The organism is Caballeronia sp. KNU42 (genome assembly GCF_053760385.1).
In genome coordinates, this window is record NZ_CM132390.1 from 1,970,806 (window position 1) to 1,993,586 (window position 22,781).

Genomic DNA, 22,781 nt, shown 5'->3' on the forward strand with positions numbered 1-22,781 from the left:
GCCCATTCTTTCTTGCAATCTTATATGAAGCGCGGTGGTCGCCTCGCGGTCGCCTCGATGCGCTAGCTCAGGCACGCATGTCTGCACGGCAAGGCGATCAATCACCGAGTCACGGTATTTGGCCGATTCTATACCGGCAAAATGACTGCAAAGACCTTCGATGCATGGGTGTGGATAACTGCCTTGCGCAGCGCTTTCAAGCAGCCATTTCGACCCCCGTTCGGGGGATAGGACACGTTTGGGCCTTCGAGAATAATGCGTCATCGCGACTGCCGGTCGCTCCCATCGAAGGCGAAACGAAATGCTTAAAGCGTTTTCAGTTCCTGTTACGCCGCAAGGACAATCCGCGCTTGCGACGATGCCGCCGTGGCACTATTCGAGCGACTGTCTGGCCATCGAATACTGGGCCGACCCTGAAGCCATCGCGTCGCTGCTTCCGCGTGGCATGACCATGGACGAGCAGTCGGGAGGGCGCGCCTTCTTCTGGTTTCTGGACTGGCAGTTCACGGCGTCCAATGACGAATTGACGGACCCGGCCCGCTATCAATACCGCGAAGCCTTCGTCCTGGTCGAGGCCGTATTCGACGGCGTGCCGGTCAACTACTGCCCGTACATCTTCGTCGACAACGATGCCGCCATCGCCCGCGGATGGGCGCAGGGCTTTCCAAAGAAACTCGCGAGTGTCTATCAGACCCGCAGTTTCTCGGCGCCGAGTGCAGCGGCGGCTCCTCTTGCCAAAGGAAGCCGCTTCGGCGCCAGCGTTTCGGCGCACGGCGAACGGCTGGCGACCGCCCGTATCCAGCTCGAGGAGCCCGTCGCTGACCCGAGGACCGTGTTCAACCGGCCGACGACCATGCGCCGCTATTTCCCCCAGCTCGCCGCCGGTCATCAGGACAAACCACCAGTAGACGAACTGACCATGTCGCTCACGGACAATCTGGCGATCGTCGATCTCTGGAGCGGAACCGCGGAGCTGAAACTTCCCGAGGTCGCCGGCGAGGACATGCACCTGATCGCTCCGCTGCGCGTTGGCCGTGGTTATCGGCTGGGTATGTCCTACTCGGTGACGGATCTGCGAATTCTGAAGAACTACGTCGAGTGACCGGTTGGAATCATCGAGAGAGGAGTCGCTTTCATGCCGCTTTATACCTTGATGACTCAGGACGGCATACTCAGCAGCGAGGCCAAAACTCGGCTCGCGGTCGAACTGACGGAGCTGCACGCTTCGTATTCGGGTGTGCCGAAAAACTGGGTGCATGTGGTGTTTCAGGAGTATTCGGCCGGCAACGGCTTCACGGCCGGAGAAGCGGCCGCCACCGCAGCGCTGACGCTTCTAATCCGGACCGGCCGCCCACCTGAATACAAGCGGGAACTGATCCAGCGTCTTTGGAAACTGTTTCAGAGCGCGACTGGCGCACCCGATGACCAGATTGTCATCGGCATTCAGGAACTGCCGCCCAGTCAGGCGATGGAAATGGGGAAGATCATGCCGGAGATCTCGAACGAGTAGCTAGGGCACGCTCGTTTGAGCGAGGGCAGTGCCTGTTGCTGCCCTGGCGCGCTAAGGCGGTCATCTGAAACGTCGGCAATCGAATTTGAAAGCGACCACGAGGGCATTGTCGGGCAGGATCATCGGGCAACGTGCGGACCGGATTCACGAGATTGTCGCCGCGGCGACTAGAACCGGCCACTGAGGTCAGGAGTGATAGCAGGGCAACGAAGGGGTCCAAAGACTGGCCCAATTCCAGCAATCAATATTGACGCGGTGCTACTTGCCCGCGCGCGTTAGCGCGAGCTAGGCGGCTCGCGAACCGCAACTCAGGACCGAGAGTATTGGTCGTCGGTCGTCAACTTGATGACGAAAAGCCGCCCTGTGTTACAGGTCGCGTTTGTTCGCCCCAGAAAAGTGAGACCAGCGAACCGGAAGCACCGACCATATTTTCGTTATTTTTTCTCGCGTAGGCCGTCTTCAATCTGCTGCGCTTCGCCGAACGCTGGGTGAATCACTCGCCGATAGCGAACCACCGTGGCGCCATTCCTTGCCATCGGTCCGTCAATTGAAAAAGCCCGCTTTGCGCGGGCTTTGGATTAGAGCATGTGATGCGATGTGGCGTACTCGCGTAGCGCTTCGTTTATTCGAGTTTGCCAGCCGTCACCGGTTGAGCGAAATGCCTCAACCAAGTCGCGGTCGCAGCGTAGGCTGATCGCCTCTTTGGTGATGTCTGCGGGTGGCCGGCCACGACGTCTGAGCAGTGCGTCGGCGGCAGTCGCTCCAACACGCTCAGCGAGCGTATCGCGAAGTGGCCGCATGCGTCGCATCTCCTCGGCGCTCAGTTCTCGCGCGTCAGGATCGGTCTCGATGCCGCGATTGATTTCGGCGTCTTCCGCATCAGTGGGCATTACGATCTTGCGTTTGCTTGACATAGTTCTTTACCTCGCGTCTATTGGCTTTGCGTAGGCTAATCACGCGCAAAGCTGGGCCTCGAATCGTGTAGACCACGCAGAACAGGCGCTCGCCGATCAAGCCATGCGCAATCCAACGTTTTTCTTTGTAGTCATGGCGCTCGTCAAGCACATCTATTGCGCTGTCCCAGTCGAATTCTTCGATGACAGTCAGTGATACATGGTGCGTTTCAAGGTTGAGCAGGTCTTTGGCTGGATCAAATTCGATCTGCATGATTTATTGTATATACATTAATTAATGCTTTCAAGTACAGGTTCGACCGGTTGTGAAAGCCAGTATGCCAAGTCGCCGGGCGAGCGTTGCGCGGGACTGGCTCGCGGTCTCGATGGTGGTTTGGTAAGTCTCATCCAGCTTCGCGCGATGGAGTATTCGACGACCGACCACCCGCGCACGTAAAATTTCAAGCTGCGCGTGCTGGACGTATACGCTGGCGCGGTTGCCTCGACTAATACGTGGCGGTTGTCGTAGGGTCACAACAGCCTCGCCGAAGAAATCAAACATCTGAGGAAATCGTCAGTTTATTACGAATGCGTAAACTACAGTAGTTACATCGTGATTTCAGAGAGCAGAGAAGCGCGCCCAGATCCAGGCGGAAGGAAGGAATATGTTGTGTTTCGGGCTCGCCGCTTACGATGTTAATAATTTTACATAAGATAAATTATCAACGGAGCTAGTATGTTTACAGCCGTTGCATCTGGAACGACTGACAGATGGTTCTGACCGCAACATCGATTTGATAAATGGTATCTTCCTGTGTTGCGAAAACTGGCAGAACGCAGGAATGCTCGAACAACTATCTGATAAGTCGGTGCCACCGGGACTGCGAGGCCCGATTCTGGTCGATCAACGCGGGTTGCCGCGATACTGGGCGGCTGTGTGGGCGACGACGTCTGCTGCGCAGTTAGCTGATTCAACACACGTCAAAAAGCTGCGCTACATCGAGAATCTGTATCAACATGCGGACCAGTTGCGCGGCATGTCAGCGCTGGACGATGCGCTGGGAACATTGAATGACGAGGTGTTGGCCGAGATCCTTGAATCGTGGTTTGTGTCGATCCGCAACCAGCCAAACGGTACGGACATTGACGAGAAGCGCTGGCAGACCGGTCTGGGGTTCGTAACATCGGTTGTCACCTGGGTGTCGAAGAGCCAGGCGGCCGACAATCGGATCCGGCGTATTGAAGAACGGCTGAACCGGCTTTCAACGCTTTATAGCCAGCTTCATGTCCGCAGGGTCAAGACGATCGAAACAGTTCGTTCGTTGCCAGCGAGCACGGTCGAAGCGCTGTACGAAGTACTGGACCCGGAATCGGCAATGAATCCTTTCGCCAGGGATAAGACGCGTTGGCGCGTATTCATTGCATTTGTATTGATGCTGCACCAGGGGTTGCGGCGTGGCGAAGTCTTGCTGTTGCCCGTGGATGCAGTCAAAGGTGCCTACGATCACAAACAACACCGGACGCGGCATTGGCTCAACGTGCAGGAAAACGAGTACGAAGACTCAGACGGCGATCCACGGTATTCCAAGCCAGGAATCAAGACCGCTCATTCGATTCGGCAGGTGCCGGTCAGCGAGTTAACGGCCAGTATGGTGCAAACGTACGCCGGAAACTATCGTGGCCGGCCGCGGCATTCGTTTCTGCTGAACTCGCAGGTTGATATGCCGTTGTCGACCGAAGCGTTGACGAAAATGTTTGCGCAGATCTCACACCGCTTGCCCACGTCCGTCTTGAAAGAACTGAAAGATCGAACTGGCAAAGAGTCCGTCACGCCACATGATCTGAGGCATACCTGTGCCGTGGTGCGGCTTCATCAGTTGCTTGAACAAGGCGACTCGATGGACGAAGCCCTCCAGAAACTGCGCACCTTCTTCGGCTGGTCCAAGACATCATCGATGCCGTCACGGTACGCACGAGCCGTGTTTGAAGATCGCTTGGCCAGCGTGTGGAATGATGCCTTCGATGACCGTGTGGCATTGTTGCGTGCGCTTCCGAAGGGACACTAGATGAGCAAGTCGCCTGCGCAACGAGATTTGTTTGGAAGCGGAGAAACAGCGACCGATGTCATTGGTCTGCTCTGTGCCGCATTGCCGGCCTTACCACCGGTCATCCGTTACTACGACGACTTCGCCGACAAGCCGCGATCCATCCGGACTCCGGTTGAGCAATCTGCGTTCGAGCTGTCGATTAACGGTAACCGCGTCAACGTTGATTTCTCACGACTCGACGAGCGTTGCGCATTCGTGTTCAAGCACGTCTTTCTCCTCATCCTTGGGCAGAACCTTAGCATTGCGACTGCTGCACTTTACGTCTCGTACGCACACAATCTGGCTGTGACTGACATAGCGGCTATCCTGGGTGCGGGGCCTACCGGTATAGGTCCGCTTTGGACGGCTTTGCGTGCCCGGACCATGACGGACCACACGTATCTGTGTGTAAAGTACCTTCTTCACCTGTTGTGCGAGCACCGGCTGTTCGGGTGGTCGGCTGACTATAGCATTTACATTCGCACCGCTCTGCCCTTGCCTGCCCGCGATGCTTACGCGGGTGTCCGGTCTGGCGATGTGTTTCTGGGCGCGGACGAAGAAGCCGCGATAGTACGACATCTGGACGAAATGACGGCAGCTCTTATGTCATCGGCGGGAACAGATCCTTTGCACGAGGATGTCTGTGATGCAGGAATGTTGCTGTGTGCCTATCAGTTCGCGATGCGCCCGATCCAGATCGCAATGCTGACCATGCGAAATGTGCGTATCTGGCAGGATGCACCAGACGGGCCGCCGACGGTTCATCTAACCTTCCATATGGCAAAGCAGCGAAGTGACGCGAAGAAAAAGCCACTCACGCGTCGGGTCAAGCGTGAATGGGCTCCGATCTTCGTTGCTCTCAATGCCCAACGACAGGCTGAAGGTCTCGCGGGTGCTGGGCGCTTCTTTGCTGTCGAATCGAACTATGAGGCTGGAGCGCGGATTGCCGCGCTCGTCAGAAAACTGATCAACTCCGAAGATCTCGGTACCGCTACGGACCTACGCCACACCGCAGCGCAGCGACTCGTTGACGCCGGCGCAAGCCACGAAGAACTGGCCGAGTTTCTGGGCCATTCGCACACACAGACGGGCTTGGTGTATTACGCGACCTCGGCGACCCACGCGGAGCGGGTGAACCGGGCACTCGGCGCGTCGGACATATACCGACGCGTGGCGAAAATTGCACACGACCGGTTCATCTCCCCGGAGGAACTCACCCTTCTGAAAGGCGAGCAACAGATCGCTGGCGTGCCTCACGGCATTCCGATTGCAGGTATCGGCGGATGTTCTTCGGGGCAGCCTGCCTGCCCTTACAACCCGGTCACGTCGTGCTATGGATGCAGGAAGTTCATGCCCTTGCACGATAAGGCGATGCATGAGCACGTGCTAGCCGCCATGCGTGAAGTAGTGGTGTTCTTCGATCAGAGTTCTCGCGGCGACACCAGCTCGCCGGCCTACCTGCAACTGCAACGCACGATCGCTGAGATACAGGCGGTCATCGAGGAACTGGAAGGCGACAATCGATGAATCCACACTACTCCGCGTTCATCGAACTAGGCAAAACGCTGGTTCGGGAAAGAGGCATGCAGTGGGACATGCCCGTCGACAAAACAGGCTCCGCACGCGACGGCGTTGGCTGGAACCTTACCGTCATTGCCGGCGACGTGCCGCCGCCGAACTATTATCTCCGAGACCTCGGGGCTGATACGAAGGCACTGGCTATCGTCAATGCGGAGCGCGCCGAGGGCAACCTGACGCCACTTGCCCTCCAAGCTCTATTGCCCGCGTGGCAGGACCTCATCAAGGCCGCAGTCGCCGAGCAGTTGCTGTTCAAGCGGAACAAGGCCAGTTATGTGCTGCAGTGCATTGCGCGTCCGCTGCGTGTGATCGCCACATGCGTGGACAAGGACCCGTGGCAACTGACCGTCGACGATTTGCGGCTTGCGGTCCGCATCGGGAAAGCGATCCAGTCCTCCGGAAAACTGGGTGACCTGGTTGCTGGCATCGTCAGAGTGGTGTTTGATGCGCAGCACATCTGCGACGCCGGTCAGTTGTACTCGTCTCTCGCTGTTCCTCGCATGAAAATGAAAAGCGCGATCAAGGCGAAACATATCTGGTCGCAGGACGAATTGCGCGCCGATCTGGAGGCACGCAAGCGTGAAGAGCGGCTCCCTGAGCGCCGAGCGTTCTGGGAACTGACCCGTATCGTAATGACCGAGAAACCGCGCACGTTCATGGATGAGCTGCGGTTCGCCGCGATACGCACGATGATAGTAACTGGCTTGCGTATCGGCGAAGCTGCGCTACTCCCGATTGACTGGAAGCGCGAGCGAACCCATCTGGATTCAAGAGGGCTCCCCGCAGGTGAATCTGGCGGCATCTCGACATCGCTCATGCTCCGCCACTTCGCTGAAAAGCAGCAGGATGATGAGTCGGATAGTGCTGTGCTGCATGAAAACACGCAGCCTGTGCCGGACATGTTCCGGACGCTGCTCACTGAGACGCTTGATCATGTCGCGAGGATCACGGAGCCACTTCGCGCAACGCTGAAGCTGCAGTGCGAAACGGGGCGACTACTGCCGTGGTATGCGAACGATGATCTTGTGTCTATCACCGAACTTTATACACGTTTGATGGGTAATCCGTTCTGGACCGCAATCTCTCGTGAAGCCTTTGTCGACCGCTATCGCGAAGGCTTCGACCCTCGTGTCCTGATCGACTTGCATCAGCGCCAGTCTATGGAACATCGGACAGGCGCAATCCAACTCGACATGGCGCTTTATCAGTTCGCGCACCGCTTGCAAAAGAAGATGGCCGCTCAACAGATTGCGTTACGATTCCGCAACGCAAGTGGCTCTGTCATTCCAATTACTAGTGATCGGAGTTGGCCCACGGAACGCATGTCTTGGCACAACACTTACCTGCGCGTCGGTGAGTTAGAACAACATATCCGCTCTACGACACCGACAAGGTATCAGACACGGCACCACTGCCGTCGGTGACTGGCGCAGTGCAGTCGTGGGAGTTGCTGCTCATCCATCCGAAGCGCTCGCTTGCAGAGGAGCGGAACGACGGCTTGTGCGACGTGACCCGCTACATGGCAGTTGGCCGGCCAGATCCGCGGTTTGTAGGTTTAGCGCTTGGGGACAACAAAAACATACCATCGCTATTTGAAAAATATGGTGAGTCGGACGAGGATCGAGGGTTGAAGCTCGAGTCGCATATGCTGCGTCATCTGCAAAACACGGAGCTGTTTCGGCTGGGCGTTGCCGACACCATCATCTCCAAACGCTTCAACCGGCGCAGCGTCGCACAAAGCTACGAGTACGATCATCGCAGCTTGGCCGAGGATCTTGACCAGATCGAAATCCCGCTGGATATCGAGATCATGCTCGGTGAAAAAGCGAGTACGGTTGCCCGGCTCATCAAGGGCGGCAAAGCCAACGGTCCGATCGTCGATGCGTTTCACCATATCCAGGCAACGGAGGGTGACGCCGCGGCGTATGAGTATCTGCGCGCCGAAGCGGACGGCTTCCACGCCACGCCGTACGGGCACTGCCTGAATTCATTTACGGTTGACCCGTGCCCCAAACATCTCGAATGCTTCGCGGATTGCCGCCATCTCTCGGCAACTGATCTGCCGGAGAATCGACGGAACCTCATTCGTCTGGAAGGCAAATTCAAGCTCGCAGTGGAAACAATCAAAACCCGGCCGTCGACGAGCATTGGCTGGAGGAATCAGCTCGACCACGCAGAAAAGCGGCTGGCTGGCGTACAGAGGCTTCTCGCGACGCCACCAGGAGAGCGCCCCTTCCCTGATGGCCCCGACCTGTCGCAACCTCGGGAACGTGGAGTACTTGATGACTGAATCGAACGAGATTGCGCCGTCCAACGACAACGAAATGCGCGAGATCCTCGAGATGTTGCTGGCCGATGACGAAGACATTACGGCACGCGCCGTTGCCCGACTGCACCCGTCCATCAATGCCGCATCGTCGATTACGCGCAGTGAGCCACGCAGCAAGTTGCTTGCTGAATATCAGCAGCGTCAGGCGGAGTATCGGCGCTGGCGCGGTCGCGTTGCGAAGCGGTCCGGCGCAGACACGGCAACATCACTAGCGGACAAGGATATCCGGATCGCAGAGCTTGAGTCGAACGTTCAGTTGCTGACGGCGTCGCACCTCGCCATGCTGCGCGCCGTCGGCGAACTGGGTGGCTTCAGCAAGTGGGCGAAGTTCTATGAACCGTATCGGGAAGCACGAGACAAACTCGCCGAGCTTGGTGCGCTGCCGGAGGCGACCGTGTCAACAATGTCCCCGGATCATCACGTTAAGCCGGCCCGTGGCCCGGCGAAGAAGCGACGCTGAGTTCGTGGACTCGCGCTAGAGCGGTACGCTAACGTTTGACGAACGCTTGCCACGAAATGGCCGAGCCTCGCGGCTGACGCCGCCCTCTCCCGAAAGGAGTGTCACATGTCCTACTGCCCTTTCTTCCAGACACTGCATGACGAAACTCGTCCCGTTGGCCATCTCGGCCGCGGAACCCACTACTCCGTTCTGCGAGTACCGACGTGGCACGATGAACTGCTGAATCCGCTCCAGAGCGCCACATTCCTTGACTTCGCTATTGTTTGGGATGAGGACCACGACGAGCGGATCATCGATGCGATTCTGATCCTTTACCTCGGTGGCATGCTGGCTCCGGTTCGATTCATCGGCGAACGGAAAGGCGTGCTCTCGATACTCCTGGCGCCAGGCGTCATAGACGCGTGGGATGACGCGACTTTCCAGCGTTATCGTGACGATGTCGAGAGCGTTTGCACGAGCCTTGAGGATCCGTGGACTGCGGAAGTGAACAGCGTCGATAGTTCGCGACATTCAATCATCCACGCGGCACCCGAGGACGTCGCCACATATCTAAAGAACATCGACATGCTGTGGCGACTCGGCACCCGGACGAATGTCGCAGCGTGAAGCTGTCTAGATCAGGAACTGTCGGTAGGGGCGGCCCATGGGTGCGGATCGAAGCTGCGCAACACGTAGCCGCATACCATTCGTGCAATTGCCTGCTGACCGTTGCATCACAGACATCTGCATGCCACAACAAACTCGTACTTACCGCCGACGCAACACCTAACCCACAGAATTGTGAATATCCTGTGGATAAGTCGGTCGCCTTCCCCTTTAAAATATAGCAACCCTGAAAACTGAACCAACGCAACAGCCGACCATAGGTGCCAAGAATCAACGTTTCTGCATCAACATAATTCAATGTTGAGCGCTCGTTGAATGCAACCGCAAACACAGTGCCGGACTATTCAAAGCGAGAAAATCGTACAGCCGAGCCACATCGTCCAACGCATCGGGATGCCAACTCAGCGCGGACATTCGGTACGCTTGCCTTTAACCAAATCATCCAGCCAAGCCCGTGCACGTTCGTGCTCGACAGCGTGGGTTCCAGCAAGGAACGAATCGAGCCGAGCACGATCAATTTCGAGCGAAAGCGCGTCAGCACAGACAAGCGCAACATACTCATCAACCGTCTGAAAAGAGAACTCGCGTTGCTGTGGTTATAGACACGAAGATTTTCAATGTCGAATGCCAAGCGACTAAAGCAATCTATCGCTGATTGCGGCAACTCAACGACGATGCCTCGGCTTGTCCAATAACGTTTCTCGTTTAAATTTTCCCGCTAATTCGAAATCTCCGCTTCTGTCCTCCCGCCGCCCACACCCGCAAACCGTCCTGCAGTTAAAGGGTTGCCAACAAAGTGCCGTTATCCCTTGTAGAAGACGGTTTGTCTTCGACAAAAGTTAGCCGCCGCGATCGATAAGGTCGCGCCAGGCGACATAAGCGGCAATATCGGGGGGTACATTGCACCAAGAGAAAGCACCACTATTTCGGGCCGTTGCGCCGGGCGAAGTCGTGTACTCGGAAGGGTTTGCGGGAAACGCCTCTATCTACGTCATCGCCGAAGGCAAGATCGAGATCTCAACCAGATCCGATGAAAGACGAGTGGTGCTTGCGATCCTGGGGAAAGACGAATGCTTCGGGGAGTGCGCGCTGTTGCGCTCCGAGCCCCGCGGATCAACCGCTCGCGCCCTGACCTCTTGCCGGCTTATCGTCATCGACCCAACCACGGTCGAAGCAGAGCTTGAGCGCGTATCGCCCCTGCTTCGCCACTTGGTGCGCAGCCTGATCCGCCGGAACAAGCGAGTCGACGAACTCCTCCCGGCGCACACGAATGCCGATCTCTCGCATGGCATCGTCTCCTATGCCAGCTTGCTGAGTCTGATGGCGCGTGCCGACAGTCACGACACGAAGCGCCGTCCAAATTCGGAGAACGTGGCTATCTCGTTCGTCGATGCTTTCAAGCAATGCCAGGCCATACTCAGTCATCCTCGCATGCACATCATGGCAATGCTCAAACGCATGCAAACGATGAACCTCATCGCGTTTGAAACCGCGCGTGGGGACTTGGGTGACGACGTAGCCCCCACTGCCATCGACGACGACGCCGAACGCCAAGTCATCGTTTTCGATCCCGCGCGAATCATCGAATCAGCGCAGCGGGTCGCGGACCATAGCCTCGGTATCTCGATCGTGAGCGAACTGGAGCAGGCCGGCTTGTCGAACCTCGATGCGCTGATTGGCATCGAAAAACAATTGCTGCTCGACAAACTCTCTCGCGAGGATAACGGCGCCCACCCTATTTCGAAACAGCCGCCGCGCTCCACCCATGAATACGAATCGCTCGCCGACATTGAATTCATCGACGATCGCACGCTCTTCGACACGGTCAGCGCTTTCGACCCCTGCGACCTTGCAAAAATGCTTATCGCGGAGACCGATCGCGGTGTTTCCGAGCGCCTGCTGTGGGTCATGACCCGGGCGCGGCAACACGAGGTGTCGCGGATCATTCGAAGCGACCCCGAGATCGATCCGCTCGAGATAGAGGACATTGCCCGGAGATTCATGCGCTTGCTGAAGTCCATCAAGACCGGCGCGACAATCCCGCCCGTGCGGTTTTCTATCTGAACCTCACGCATTGGATGGATGCATTGGCAGGTGCTCTATTGCTGCAGCAGATCACCGTCGGACTAAAGAATCCCTGAAATATGACGTAAGACATGAGGGTTGCGCCGATTCGACGGCCAAATCATCTACGCGTTAAGGAAAAACCGCCGCTCCCAGAAGGTTGGACTGCCGGCTAGCGCCTGGACGTCGTTGCCGGGTCCTGGATAGATAGCGTGTTCGAAGCTGGGCTGACGTTGATCCCCGTATAAACGGATCGAGATCATTGCCGCCGATGTCCGTTGCTATCGTCATTCAGGACAAGCGCAGCGAGGTACTAACGGAACACATTCATGCGCGTTAAACATGTGCCCCATAGCGATGCCAATCAAGTCATTCGACTTTTGTGGCCGTTTTTGGCCGTCATTTTCATTCTCGTCACCCTGGCGGTGGTCAGCATCGACATCATGTCGTCGCTGCGTGCCTATATCGGCGCCGAGAGCGTTTGGTCAAAGGGCGAGAAGGACGCGACGTTTTTCCTGCATTTGTATGCAGAAAACGGCGACGAAGTGCTGTACCAGCGGCATGTTGAAGCGATGGAGGGTCTGCATCACCTGAGGCTGGCTCGTGACATTCTTGACCGTCCGCAGACCGACATGCACCTGGCGCAGGACGAACTGGTCATGGGCGGCTTTGCGCGGTCGGACGTGGTGGGCGCCGCATGGGTGTATCGCATCTTTCGCCATGTCAGTTACCTCCAGGATGCAATGGATCTCTGGAAGCGTAGCGACGTCCACATGGACGAGCTGCAACAGGTCGCCGTTCGGCTTCACCGCCGGTTTTCCGACCGGCCGCGAGCTGATGCCGGACTCGTCGATCTGCAAGACGAAATTTTTCAGATCAACGAAAAGGTTTCCCCGCTCGCCCGGGGCTTTTCTTCTGTCTTGAGTTCGACGTTTCGCAAGATCGCGTTTCTGCTGTTGATGGTCGATCTCGCGGCCGCGTCAGTGTTGATACTGCTCACCGTCTGGCATGTGCGCCGGCTGGTGGTCCAGCGCAGGCTTACCGAGAAGGCATTGCGGCGCAGCGAAGCACGAGCCAAGGCCACGCTGGGTTCGATCGGAGAGGCGGTGATTGCGACAAGCCTGTCGGGAGAAGTTGAGTTCATCAACCCCGCAGCGGAACGTATCCTTTGCACGACGAGCGCAACCTGTCTGGGCCGACCGTTTTCCGATGCTTTTTCCCTGCTGTACGAACACTCGCGCGAGCCGGAGGACATGCTCGCCAAGCTCGCTAGCGATGGCTTGCTGGGGGACCATCTCGACGACCAGTTCGTGGAGATGATCCTTGTCTCTCGCAGCGGTGTCGAAGTCAATGTCAGGGCCGTGGTGTCGCGCATCACCGGATCGCCTTTTTACCTGAGTAACGTGGACGGCTCAGACGATGGACATCATGGCTACGTGATCATCCTGCGAAACATGACGCGCGAGAAAGAGTACATACGAAATCTCGCGTGGCAGGCATCGCACGATAGCCTTACCGATCTGGTCAATCGCTCGGAGTTCGAACGGCAGCTCGCCGTTTCACTCGCCGGCGCGAGGCACCTCGATGCCGCGGTTTGTGACGTGTTGCTGGTGTTTGATCTCGACCGCTTCAAGATCGTCAACGACACCTGCGGTCATGCCGCGGGCGATGGCATGCTTCGCGCAATATCGACTCATCTGGCGGCAATCTTCCGTGCCGGCGACACGTTTGCGCGTCTGGGCGGTGATGAATTCGGTGCGCTGCTGAGAGACTACGATCGGCCGGAGGCCATGACGCTGGCCGACAAGCTTTTGCACTCGGCGAATACCTTCTGTTATCAATGGGAAGCACAGCAGTTCAGGACGAGCCTGAGCATCGGGCTTCTGGTTCTGGACGAGCCGGGCATCACCGCGGAATCGGCGATGCACCTGACTGATATTGCGTGCTTCGTTGCCAAGGAGCGAGGCCGAGACCGCGTTCAGGAGGCCGACCTGAATGATAGCGACCTCGTCACGCATGCTAACGAGGCCTCCTGGGCGCGACGTCTGAAGCATGCCCTCGAGCACGACCTGTTCTGCCTCTATGCGCAACCTATCCGTCACCTTCGCACGGGAGACCAGCAGGCGGGTGGCCTGAACAAGGTCGAATTGCTGCTTCGCATGATCGACGCGCAGGGCGGCCCGGCCATCACGCCCGACAAGTTCATCCCTGCTGCCGAGCGCTACGGCCTGATGACCACGATAGATCGCTGGGTCGTGCGTACAGCGTTACGTACGCTCTCACGCACCCCGGTCAAGCAATATAGCGAGTACGCAATCAACCTTTCCGGGGCGTCTGTCGGCGACTCTCGCTTCTTGCGCTACGTTGTCGAACAGATCAGGGAGCATGGTATTGCGCCTCACTTGTTGTGCTTCGAAATCACCGAGACAGCGGCAATCAGCAACCTCCTGTCCGCTGTGCACTTCATGAATGAGCTGAGTATCCTGGGTTGCCATTTTGCGCTGGACGATTTCGGCGCCGGCATGTCGTCGTTCGGCTATCTGAAGCATCTGCCGGTCGACTATCTGAAGATCGACGGCGCCTTCGTGAAAAATCTGCCCCAGGACACGGTCAGTCAGGAGATGGTCATCGCGATCAATGACATTGGGCACTCATTAGGATGTCAAACTATTGCTGAATATGTTGAAAATGCCGAGATTGTAAAATTGCTCAAGTCGTATGGTGTCGATTATGCGCAAGGTTATTATATTGGGCGCCCCGCTCCCTGGGCCGAGCCGCAGCGCTTGAATTTTGTTGAGCCGACACTGCTCACATGACCGAATATAATTGCTCTTCCGGACGCGGTTCCGATTAGCCGGATTTTTATTGTCTGAACAATAATCTCTTATTATTTTTTGTCTGAACAATATTGATTTATTATTTTTTTAAAGAATGTGCGTGTTTTCATAATACTGATACATTATCTCTGCAAAGCTTGCATCGTCTATCCACCCGGATATCCGACTTCGCCCGGGGGCGTCGTCGAAAAATGTGAGCCCCTCCAGAGAGAGATGAACCTATGAGCACTGAATTTATCCGATCCGGCGAGTTGAAAGACATCAAAAGTTATCCGGAATGGTTGCAAGGGGTAGTCGCAGACTGCGAAGAACAAAAGTCACTTGCACTTGGCCATCCATTTTGCAAAGCGATGAAGGACGCAACGCTGGACATTGAAAGCACACATCGCTTCCTGGCTGGTTTTTTCCCGGTGATCGAGCAGTTCCCGCAGTTCATGGCGTCGAACTTGATGAAAGCCCGGTTTGGCACATCGCGGGGCGAAACCATGGCTCGTTCCTATCTCATCCAGAACATTCGCGTCGAAAACATGCACGCGAAGCATTGGCTTCAGTGGGCATCGGCTTCAGGCCTCACCATGCACGAAGTCATGCATAAGGAAGTGCCCAGCGAAATGCACGCGCTGGCGCACTGGTGCGGGCACGTCAGCGCGATTGACGACCTCGCGGTAGCCATGGCGGCCACGAACTATGCGGTCGAGGGTGCAACGGGCGAGTTCTCCTGCATGGTTTGCTCGGAAGATACTTACGCGCTCACGTTCCCTGAACCGATCCGCAAATCGGCCATGCGCTGGCTTCACGTCCACGCGCACTACGATGACGAGCACCCGTGGGCGGCGCTTGACATTATCGCAACGCTGCTTGGGACCAACCCTTCACCTGAGTCGATCACCAAAGTGCGTAATGCGATTCGCAAGAGCTATGACTATCTGCGCATGACGCTCGACCACGCTTACCGCGAACCCGCCAAAAAAGCGGTGGCAAAGCGGGCGAACAACTGGCTGCAGGTTTCCTCGACGCCTGAAACTGTTTGATAGCTATCGTGTGGGTGGCTCTTGCCAATTAGCGCAATTGGCAAGAGTCCCGATCCTTCGTGGATGTCGAGAGAGCGAATAGCCCGTCGCGACACGAAGTTCCGGTGAAACCAGACGATCGCCAAGCGAGTTCGTTGCAGTGGTGTTGTCGGGCGTGCTCAGCGCTCAATAGCACAGCCGGCCCGCTTCAATCGTGGGGTCACGCGCAGATCAAGGAATCAGCCAAAGCGCGGCGACGTAAATCACGAGTGACACAACAAAAGTGACGGCCGTGTACCCCATCACGCGCTGGATGCGTATCCCCGCGATCGCAACAACCGGCACCGCCCAGAACGGCTGCAGCATGTTCGAGACGTTTTCCGCCATGGCGACGGCCATGGCAGTTCGCGGAACCGATGCATGCAGGCTGAGTGCAGCGGGCAGGACGAATGGCCCCTGCACTGCCCAGTGCCCGCCTGCGCTCGGAATCAGCAACGTGATAATCAGCGAGCTCAGGAAACTCAACACCGGCAGCGTCACAGGCGTCGCAATTGCCACGAAGGTCTTGGCGATCATCGACGCGAGGCCCGTGCCGGTCATGATTCCCATGATGCCGCCATAGACCGGGTATTGAAGAAGCATCGAACCGGTTTGCCGGGCGGCGCGACGGATGGCGTCCGCATAAGCGATCGGCGTGCGCTGCAAGGCCAGGCCCGCGAGCAGGAAGATAAGGATGGTCGTATTGATGTCGAGTTCGAAGCCCTTGGTGCGCCACGTCATCGCCAGGTAACCCACCCCTAGCGCCAACAGGAACAGGGTGCCGAGCGGCGAGTTTTCGGCACGCGCTGCAAATGACAACGAGGACCCCGGCGACGCAGCGCGCGCATGGGGATCGGCCTCGCTTGCGGTGCTTGAAGAGGTACCTGAAGCGCTACCTGAAGCGCTACCTGAAGCGCTACCTGAAGCGTCGCCGCCTGGCGCGTCGATGAACGCAACAACGTGCTCCTGCTTCGGATGCATCCAGATAAAAATCGCCGTCATGACGATAACCACCAGCACCGTCGGGATGAAGACAAACGGCGCAAAAACTGTCTCACTCAAGGGCACCACCTGCCCGGTCGCTTTTTCCACGAGATTCAGCGCATTGCCGTGAGACGCCTGCGACAATGCGATCGAACTCGATAACCCGCTATTGCACACCGACCACGCGGAGTAGCTGCCCGCGACGAGCCATGCGAAATCCACCCTTACCCGCCGCGCGATTTCACGCGACAGCAACGCGCCGACAACCAGGCCGAGCCCCCAGTTAAGCCACGCTGCAACCGCCACGATTGGAAATACGACCAGCGCGGCGCGGGCCGGCGTGTCCGCCTTCGTTGCCAGAGTACGCAAGCCTCGCTGAACGATGGGGGCGTCGGCAATGGCATATCCCGTTGCGAGAATCAGGATCATCTGCAACGCGAACGCGAGGATGTTGAAGGTGCCTGAATACCACGACGCGAGCACGGCCGATACCGAGCCATGCGGCGCGAACGCGACGGCCATCACGCTGACGATGAACGTCAGGCCGATCGAAAGGACGAAAGGGTCGGGCATGACCCGCTCGAACACATAGACAAGGCTGGCTACAACGCCGCGCGGGCGCTCGGCTGGATCGACAGGGGCTGAAGGATTGTCTCTGGTGCTCATGATCTTCGATTTCCTCCCCACCTGGAGTTTCGCCCCGCCCGGCTTCCCCGCCCGCAACGCTTGACGCTTCTGCGGACCATGGCCCGGGCTGAGCGTATCGCCTTGCTGGCGGTTTATTGTGGCGGCGGATGGCCGTGATCGTCTCCGCCACCATGATGCTCGGGCCTCGTCTCCTCATGATTCACGCCGGGTCCAGGCGGGTGCCCGTAGTTGCCTTGCGGCGCCCCCGGCGGATGCCCACCATACGCCTGCGGCGGCGGATGCCCATAGCCGGGACCGGGCCCCGGACGAGGCGGCGGATGATTGTTCCATCGCCCCTGATCGTGATACCACGGTTGCCCGCGATAATAATTTCCCCAGTAAGCGCCCACGGAGAACGTGACGATCGGCAGGCCGATGACCGCGCCATACGTCAGGATGGGCACATTGGCGCCCTGATACGGATAGCTGAGTGCGGAAGCATCGATCCAGCCACGCAGGTTCGGTACGGCGATATCGCACCACGAATAGCCTGCCACGCACCCGTAGACGCTCACCTGAAGTCCCTGCGGCAGTTGCGACACAACCGGATAATCCGGCGCGGGCCCTGCAAACACGTTGACGGGTGCATTCGTGAACGCGGCCTGCTGCGCGGACGCGGCGCCCGATAGGCAAAGCGCACCGGCCATGCCCACACAGATACTCATAGCCAAAGGTTTTTTCATCGTGATCATCCCTTGGAGAACCAGCTGTTATCTTTGTAATGATTCGGCAAGCTGAGAAGCAACTGAAAAGCGACTGAAAAGCGACCGAGGGTCGGTGCGTTGACGACCTATGCCTTATTCGTCTATCGGGATATCGAACTGGGTCCGACAAGCAGGACATTTCACAGGTTCGAATTTGTCTATCGCGGGGAGCGCTGTCAGCGGCTGCTCCTCGCCGGCAAGAAAGCAGACTGGACAAGGAAACGCTTCGTGCGGCCGGAGGCGATGCCATCGATCAAGGAACCGCTCGATATCCATGCGCGTAGCGCCGGTCGCGTCGAGATGATCCATAAGGACGTGGAACAGAGCGGGGTTTTGCATGGCGCCTCCGTCGTGCTGTCACCACATCCTAGCACCGCCTGCGCGGCGCTTGGCCAGCCTGCTGAAAGGAAAGGCCGATTGAGTGCCCTGCCTTTATTCAGTCGGCGGCACAAACATGAAGATCTCGAATCTCCGCTATTGCCCCGAATGTTGCGCTGCTCCTCTGCTGGGCGCCATACAGGCGATGTGGCCGGATATTGCACGGGCCATCATGCTGTCGTCAGGCTTTCGGCGGCTGCGTTGCCGGTCACCACCTGGCGAAGAAGCCGGTGCAGGACCAGGCGGCCAAAGCGCAAACACAAAAGACGGCTGCCAACCGATAACGCGAACGCAACGGCGTTTCCGGCCTCAAGCACCCAAAAAATTGAGCATTGTATTGATGAACAATTGCTTAGGTTACCTGATAAAAATACTGTTCAATGATTTCTGCTTGAGCCCGTGTCTTGTCCACAGGTCAAATGGCCTGTGGATGCCAAGGCGGTGCGAACGGCTCTCATCGACCGCGAATAGCTATTCGGACTCCTGCCTCAACACCGGCTGTCTCCGAGGCGCCACTGCCGGTCACCTCATCGGATTTGCCCCCGGCCGGTCAGTGAACCTCGGCCGCCCATGCTTCGGCGTCGGCGCCGGCCGGAATGCGCATCGGCGATGACGGATCGGTTGCCGCGCGCCACACTGCTTCTGCAACATCCTGCGCGTGGGTGATCGGGGCAGACGCATCCCCCAGCCGTGCGAAGACCTCCTTGACCAGCTCGGCATAGGCTTCGTGATCGAGGCCGTGCATGTGGGCGTGCGCGTTCTCGGCGAAGCGGGTATCGGGCGCACGGCCCGGAAGCACCAGGCGCGCGCGCACGCCGAACTGTTCGAGCTCCAGCGCTATCGACTCGGTGAATGCGTTCACCGCCGCCTTGCTCGCACGGTACGCGCCGAGCAGGGGCAGCGCCTTCAGCGTCACGCTCGACGTGACGTTCACGACGACACCGGCCCTGCGCTCCCGAAACTGCGGCAGCACGGCTTGCGTCAATGCGATCGTGCCGAAGGTGTTGGTTTCGAAGATCTCGCGCACCGTCGCGATCGGGGTCAATTCGGCGGGGGAAGCCGCGCCAAAGCCCGCGTTGTTGACGAGGACGTCGATCGGGCCGGCGTCTTCCACCGCCTGGCGAATGCTCTCCGGATTCGTGACGTCGAGCCCCAGTACGCGCAGGTGCTCCGAAGGCGGCAGCACGTCGGTACGCGGCGTGCGCATCGTGGCGACGACCTGCCAGTCGCGTGCCAGGAAAGAGCGGGCAATCTCGAGGCCGAATCCGGAAGAGCAGCCAGTGATCAATACGGTTTTCATGGAAGTCCAAGGAGGTGGTTGATGTGTGCCCCTACGATAGATCGCCGAACCCGTACTTGCTACAATCAATCATCCGAGTTTCATTTGCAGGAGTCCGGGAATGATCGATCCGTTAGCCGAAGTAGTGATGTTGCTGCAGCCGGGTGCCCGGTTCTCCAAACTCGTCCACGCCGCGAGCCCCTGGTGCATCAGCCGCTCGGATGCCGGCCAGCCGTTCTATTGCGTGATCCTCGAGGGCGGGTGTCGCATCGCTATCGACGGACACGAGCCCATCGAGCTCCTGTCGGGGGACTTCGTCCTGATTCCCGCGGCCTACGGCGTCGCAATGTCGAGCCTCGAACCGCCGCCGGTGGGCGTTGAGACGCTGGCGCCGATCGCGTTGGGCAACGGTGAATTCAGAATCGGCCCCCCGGACAGGCCGATCGACGCGCGGATGATGGCGGGCCACTGCAGCTTCGGTTCGCCGGACGCGGCTCTGCTGGTCTCGTTGCTGCCGCAACTCGTGCATGTCCGCGGAGAACGGCGGCTCGCGACGCTCGTGGAACTCGTGCGTGAGGAATCGCGAGAGCAGCGGCCCGCGCGCGAGGTTGTCCTTTCGCGGCTGCTGGAAGTGCTTCTCATCGAGGCGCTGCGGTCCACGGCAGCAACCAACGCGCCGCCAGGCCTGCTGCGCGGGCTCGCCGACAGCCGCCTCGCAGCAGCGATTCGCGCAATGCACGAACGCCCGGCGCACGCGTGGACGGTCGTCGAACTCGCGAAGGAGGCCGCGCTCTCGCGCTCGACGTTCTTCGAGCGCTTCCGGAGCGCGGTCGGCGTTGCGCCGATGGACTATCTGCTCACCTGGCGCATGGCGCTCGCGAAAGACCTCCTGCTGCGCAATGAAAGCCGTATCGCCGAGATTGCGCAACGCGTCGGCTACAGCTCAGCCAGCACTTTCAGCGTCGCCTTCACGCGGCACGTCGGCCGGCCCCCTTCGCAGTATGCGCGCGAAGAGCAGGCGGCCGCAGACGCCGCGTAAGACGACGCAAACGGGCTGTTCTCAACTCTATTTGCGAAGAGGCATGCCGCCTCGGGTTAATGACGGCTACCGCACCATGCGTGTTTATCGCTCGAAGTCGATCGCGAGTGCGTGAACGCGAATGACGAGTCGACACCGGGATCCTGTTAGTCCCTTTAATAGGATGATGTCACTACTTCAACAGAACAAGAAATCCTCAGATAGTGGCGGTGACAACCCAGGAGATTTCAACATGCGTATTTTTCTTACCGGCGCGACCGGCTTTATCGGTGCGGCCATCGTTCCCGAACTCATCAAGGCCGGCCATCATGTGATCGGCATGACGCGTTCTGACGCGGGAGCCCAGGCGCTTATCAATGCAGGAGCGGACGTGCATCGCGGAACTCTCGAAGATCTGGAGAGCCTGCGCAGCGGCGTCGCAAAAGCAGATGGCGTCATCCACACGGCATTCGATCACGATTTTTCAAGATTTGTGGAGAATTGCGAAAAGGACAAGCTTGCGATCGCCGCCCTCGGGTCCGCGCTCGCCGGCTCCGACCGCCCTCTGATCATCACGTCCGGGACCGGCATGGGCAGCGGTAAGCATGGTCAGCTGGCGACCGAAGATGTCTTTAACATCAGTCATCCAAATCCTCGCATTGCATCCGAACTGGCTGGGAATGCGCTCCTGGAGGCAGGCGTCAACGTGTCGGTGGTTCGGCTACCTCAGGTTCATAACCCGCTCAAGCAGGGTCTCATCACGCCGCTCATTGCCATCACCCGTGAGAAAGGGGTCTCCGCCTTCGTGGGTGAAGGCCGTAACCGCTGGCCGGCTGGCCATCTTTCCGATGTGGCGCTTCTCTATCGGCTCGCCATAGAAAAACGGGAACCGGGGGCACGGTATCACGCGGTCGGCGAAGAAGGGATCAGCAGCCGCGAAATCGCCGAGGCGATCGGCCGGGGCCTGGACTTGCCCGTCGTTTCGATCACGCCGGATGAAGCGGCGTCGCATTTTGGATGGATGGCAATGTTCGTCGGCCTGGATATGCCGGCCTCCGGTGTCCAGACCCAGAACAAGCTGGACTGGCATCCAACCGGTCCAACACTTCTCGCCGACCTTAATGAAGCACAGTATGCCTAATCATCTTCGTTGATCGGCCGGCAGCCGGGACAATTGACGCAGCGCGTCGCCGCTCACCGGGAACAATTGCGGCGCTCGAGGAGGTTTTAGCCCGGTTCGTCATCGCGGCTGAGCGAATGTCGGCTGCATAACTTCAAGGGACATTCAAGGGACGTTCAAGGAACGGAAGTAGGATAAGCGCAAGCGTCCAAAAATGGTCGGTCAATGCCTTCTGCGATCGCTCCGGCCTTCCCCTCAACGAAGCCATTTCCTCACGTCTTTCTCCCACTCCGGATCACCGCAACCCTGCGGGTTCTCCGGCCCAAGTACGGTAATGTAGCCTTTGGTTTTCATACACGACTCGTACGCCCGAACTTTCGAACATTGATCCGGACCCGCCTCCTTCGAGGCTACTTTGCATTGTGCGATCGTCCTGTCCATCGGACCGAAGTCCATGTCGCTTGCGTGATTGAGCATCGGCGCATCGGCACCCGACACGGAAAACTCGACGGGACTGGTCTGCGCGCAAGCACCCAGCAATAGACCAGCAAACGCGGTAATGCAGAGAAGATGAACACGCGGCCCCATGGATCGGCTCCCGCTCTGAAGAGGTTGACGAATCATACCCCCAGCCGGACGCATGGAAGGTCCGGATCTATGCTGCGGGCGCCGGCGCAACCATCGCTACCAGCGCCGCTAGTGCTAGTCTGCGAGGCGGGCTTCGTGCCATGATGGCGCCAGGAACAGGACACAAGACGGTCACATGGCCCAAAGGCCGAAGGAGGTCAAAGTGGCGGATGACAATGGTTTAGCGAATGGCCATCCCGAGCAGGCGCCTGAATCGCTGCGGACACTTGCCGAATATCTGGAGCGCTCACTCGATAAAGCGACGAGCATCGTGATGATGCGACACACGGCCGGCGTTTGCACCGTGTATCTGGGTGACCCCGCGGGTCCACGGGAAGACCTGAGGCAGATCGGCACGATTGCAATATCGCTTGCGAACGACATGCTTGAATCGACCTCTTCGGGAGCGAATCAGATGCCAATCGGCAGCCAGGTCTATCGTTTCGTCCGTAGTTTCACGCAAGTCGGGGATACGGCGGCGGTTGTCTTCTCAACGGATTAGGCCGCAGCCGACCGCCCCGGCTGGCGCTGCCATGTTGACGCGCAACCAATGCGGGGGCACGCGGGCACG

General features: G+C 58.4%; 22 protein-coding genes. 15 read left to right on the forward strand and 7 right to left on the reverse strand.

What is annotated here, in order from left to right:
* The first annotated feature begins 301 nt into the window (after positions 1 to 301).
* A complete protein-coding gene (locus ACSOSP_RS40095; protein ID WP_455314548.1) occupies positions 302 to 1,102 on the forward strand; it encodes an acetoacetate decarboxylase family protein in 801 nt (266 codons plus the stop codon).
* A gap of 33 nt (positions 1,103 to 1,135) precedes the next feature.
* Positions 1,136 to 1,510 (forward strand): tautomerase family protein, encoded by a 375-nt coding sequence (locus tag ACSOSP_RS40100; RefSeq protein ID WP_455314549.1) that lies wholly within the window; start codon positions 1,136 to 1,138, stop codon positions 1,508 to 1,510.
* Positions 1,511 to 2,088: 578 nt separating this feature from the next.
* On the opposite strand, the gene ACSOSP_RS40105 is transcribed toward ACSOSP_RS40100, so the two are convergent.
* Both ACSOSP_RS40105 and ACSOSP_RS40110 read right to left on the reverse strand, forming a co-directional pair.
* Positions 2,089 to 2,424, reverse strand: a complete 336-nt coding sequence (locus ACSOSP_RS40105; protein ID WP_455314550.1) for a BrnA antitoxin family protein — start codon at positions 2,422 to 2,424, stop codon at positions 2,089 to 2,091.
* A complete protein-coding gene (locus tag ACSOSP_RS40110; protein ID WP_455314551.1) occupies positions 2,390 to 2,677 on the reverse strand; it encodes a BrnT family toxin in 288 nt (95 codons plus the stop codon). Before ACSOSP_RS40110 ends, ACSOSP_RS40105 begins: the two co-directional genes overlap by 35 nt.
* Positions 2,678 to 3,152: 475 nt before the next feature.
* On the opposite strand from ACSOSP_RS40110, the gene ACSOSP_RS40115 reads away from it, so the two are divergent.
* From ACSOSP_RS40115 to ACSOSP_RS40145, 7 genes are all read left to right on the forward strand, one after another.
* Complete coding sequence (locus tag ACSOSP_RS40115) at positions 3,153 to 4,469, forward strand: tyrosine-type recombinase/integrase (RefSeq protein WP_455312290.1); 1,317 nt, start codon at positions 3,153 to 3,155, stop codon at positions 4,467 to 4,469.
* A complete protein-coding gene (locus ACSOSP_RS40120; RefSeq protein ID WP_455312291.1) occupies positions 4,470 to 6,017 on the forward strand; it encodes a site-specific integrase in 1,548 nt (515 codons plus the stop codon).
* Positions 6,014 to 7,492 carry a hypothetical protein gene (locus tag ACSOSP_RS40125; RefSeq protein ID WP_455314552.1) on the forward strand — a complete coding sequence of 493 codons (1,479 nt, stop codon included), beginning with the start codon at positions 6,014 to 6,016 and terminating at the stop codon, positions 7,490 to 7,492. The genes ACSOSP_RS40120 and ACSOSP_RS40125 overlap by 4 nt, the downstream gene beginning before the upstream one ends.
* Positions 7,493 to 7,515: 23 nt before the next feature.
* Positions 7,516 to 8,358 carry a hypothetical protein gene (locus ACSOSP_RS40130; RefSeq protein WP_455314553.1) on the forward strand — a complete coding sequence of 281 codons (843 nt, stop codon included), beginning with the start codon at positions 7,516 to 7,518 and terminating at the stop codon, positions 8,356 to 8,358.
* Positions 8,351 to 8,857: a hypothetical protein gene (locus tag ACSOSP_RS40135; RefSeq protein WP_455312293.1), complete on the forward strand. Its 507-nt coding sequence runs from the start codon at positions 8,351 to 8,353 to the stop codon at positions 8,855 to 8,857. Before ACSOSP_RS40130 ends, ACSOSP_RS40135 begins: the two co-directional genes overlap by 8 nt.
* Positions 8,858 to 8,962: 105 nt before the next feature.
* The gene (locus tag ACSOSP_RS40140; protein WP_455312294.1) at positions 8,963 to 9,463 is read left to right on the forward strand and encodes a hypothetical protein; all 501 of its coding nucleotides are present in this window, start codon (positions 8,963 to 8,965) and stop codon (positions 9,461 to 9,463) included.
* 900 nt (positions 9,464 to 10,363) lie between these two features.
* Complete coding sequence (locus ACSOSP_RS40145; protein ID WP_455314554.1) at positions 10,364 to 11,527, forward strand: cyclic nucleotide-binding domain-containing protein; 1,164 nt, start codon at positions 10,364 to 10,366, stop codon at positions 11,525 to 11,527.
* Positions 11,528 to 12,012: 485 nt separating this feature from the next.
* Here the strand turns inward: ACSOSP_RS40145 and ACSOSP_RS40150 are convergent, their stop codons facing one another.
* Positions 12,013 to 12,387 carry a hypothetical protein gene (locus ACSOSP_RS40150; protein WP_455314555.1) on the reverse strand — a complete coding sequence of 125 codons (375 nt, stop codon included), beginning with the start codon at positions 12,385 to 12,387 and terminating at the stop codon, positions 12,013 to 12,015.
* Between the two features lie 99 nt (positions 12,388 to 12,486).
* On the opposite strand from ACSOSP_RS40150, the gene ACSOSP_RS40155 reads away from it, so the two are divergent.
* Complete coding sequence (locus ACSOSP_RS40155) at positions 12,487 to 14,343, forward strand: putative bifunctional diguanylate cyclase/phosphodiesterase (RefSeq protein WP_455315390.1); 1,857 nt, start codon at positions 12,487 to 12,489, stop codon at positions 14,341 to 14,343.
* 242 nt (positions 14,344 to 14,585) lie between these two features.
* Positions 14,586 to 15,395: a TenA family transcriptional regulator gene (locus ACSOSP_RS40160; protein ID WP_455314556.1), complete on the forward strand. Its 810-nt coding sequence runs from the start codon at positions 14,586 to 14,588 to the stop codon at positions 15,393 to 15,395.
* 210 nt (positions 15,396 to 15,605) lie between these two features.
* Here ACSOSP_RS40160 and ACSOSP_RS40165 read toward each other — a convergent pair whose 3' ends face one another.
* Positions 15,606 to 17,063: a short-chain fatty acid transporter gene (locus tag ACSOSP_RS40165; RefSeq protein ID WP_455314557.1), complete on the reverse strand. Its 1,458-nt coding sequence runs from the start codon at positions 17,061 to 17,063 to the stop codon at positions 15,606 to 15,608.
* Between the two features lie 113 nt (positions 17,064 to 17,176).
* The gene (locus ACSOSP_RS40170) at positions 17,177 to 17,767 is read right to left on the reverse strand and encodes an SH3 domain-containing protein (protein ID WP_455314558.1); all 591 of its coding nucleotides are present in this window, start codon (positions 17,765 to 17,767) and stop codon (positions 17,177 to 17,179) included.
* Positions 17,768 to 17,866: 99 nt separating this feature from the next.
* Here ACSOSP_RS40170 and ACSOSP_RS40175 point away from each other — a divergent pair, with 99 nt between their 5' ends.
* Positions 17,867 to 18,550 carry a hypothetical protein gene (locus ACSOSP_RS40175; RefSeq protein ID WP_455314559.1) on the forward strand — a complete coding sequence of 228 codons (684 nt, stop codon included), beginning with the start codon at positions 17,867 to 17,869 and terminating at the stop codon, positions 18,548 to 18,550.
* Between the two features lie 166 nt (positions 18,551 to 18,716).
* Here the strand turns inward: ACSOSP_RS40175 and ACSOSP_RS40180 are convergent, their stop codons facing one another.
* On the reverse strand, positions 18,717 to 19,466 hold the full coding sequence (locus tag ACSOSP_RS40180; RefSeq protein WP_455314560.1) for an SDR family oxidoreductase: 750 nt from the start codon (positions 19,464 to 19,466) through the stop codon (positions 18,717 to 18,719).
* 100 nt (positions 19,467 to 19,566) lie between these two features.
* On the opposite strand from ACSOSP_RS40180, the gene ACSOSP_RS40185 reads away from it, so the two are divergent.
* Complete coding sequence (locus ACSOSP_RS40185) at positions 19,567 to 20,484, forward strand: cupin domain-containing protein (RefSeq protein ID WP_455314561.1); 918 nt, start codon at positions 19,567 to 19,569, stop codon at positions 20,482 to 20,484.
* Positions 20,485 to 20,716: 232 nt separating this feature from the next.
* Positions 20,717 to 21,604: an SDR family oxidoreductase gene (locus ACSOSP_RS40190; RefSeq protein WP_455315391.1), complete on the forward strand. Its 888-nt coding sequence runs from the start codon at positions 20,717 to 20,719 to the stop codon at positions 21,602 to 21,604.
* Between the two features lie 234 nt (positions 21,605 to 21,838).
* Here ACSOSP_RS40190 and ACSOSP_RS40195 read toward each other — a convergent pair whose 3' ends face one another.
* Positions 21,839 to 22,171 (reverse strand): hypothetical protein, encoded by a 333-nt coding sequence (locus ACSOSP_RS40195; RefSeq protein ID WP_455314562.1) that lies wholly within the window; start codon positions 22,169 to 22,171, stop codon positions 21,839 to 21,841.
* Between the two features lie 202 nt (positions 22,172 to 22,373).
* Between ACSOSP_RS40195 and ACSOSP_RS40200 the strand changes: the two genes are divergently transcribed.
* Positions 22,374 to 22,712, forward strand: coding sequence for a hypothetical protein (locus ACSOSP_RS40200; RefSeq protein WP_455314563.1), 339 nt, complete (start codon positions 22,374 to 22,376; stop codon positions 22,710 to 22,712).
* The last annotated feature ends 69 nt before the right edge of the window (positions 22,713 to 22,781 follow it).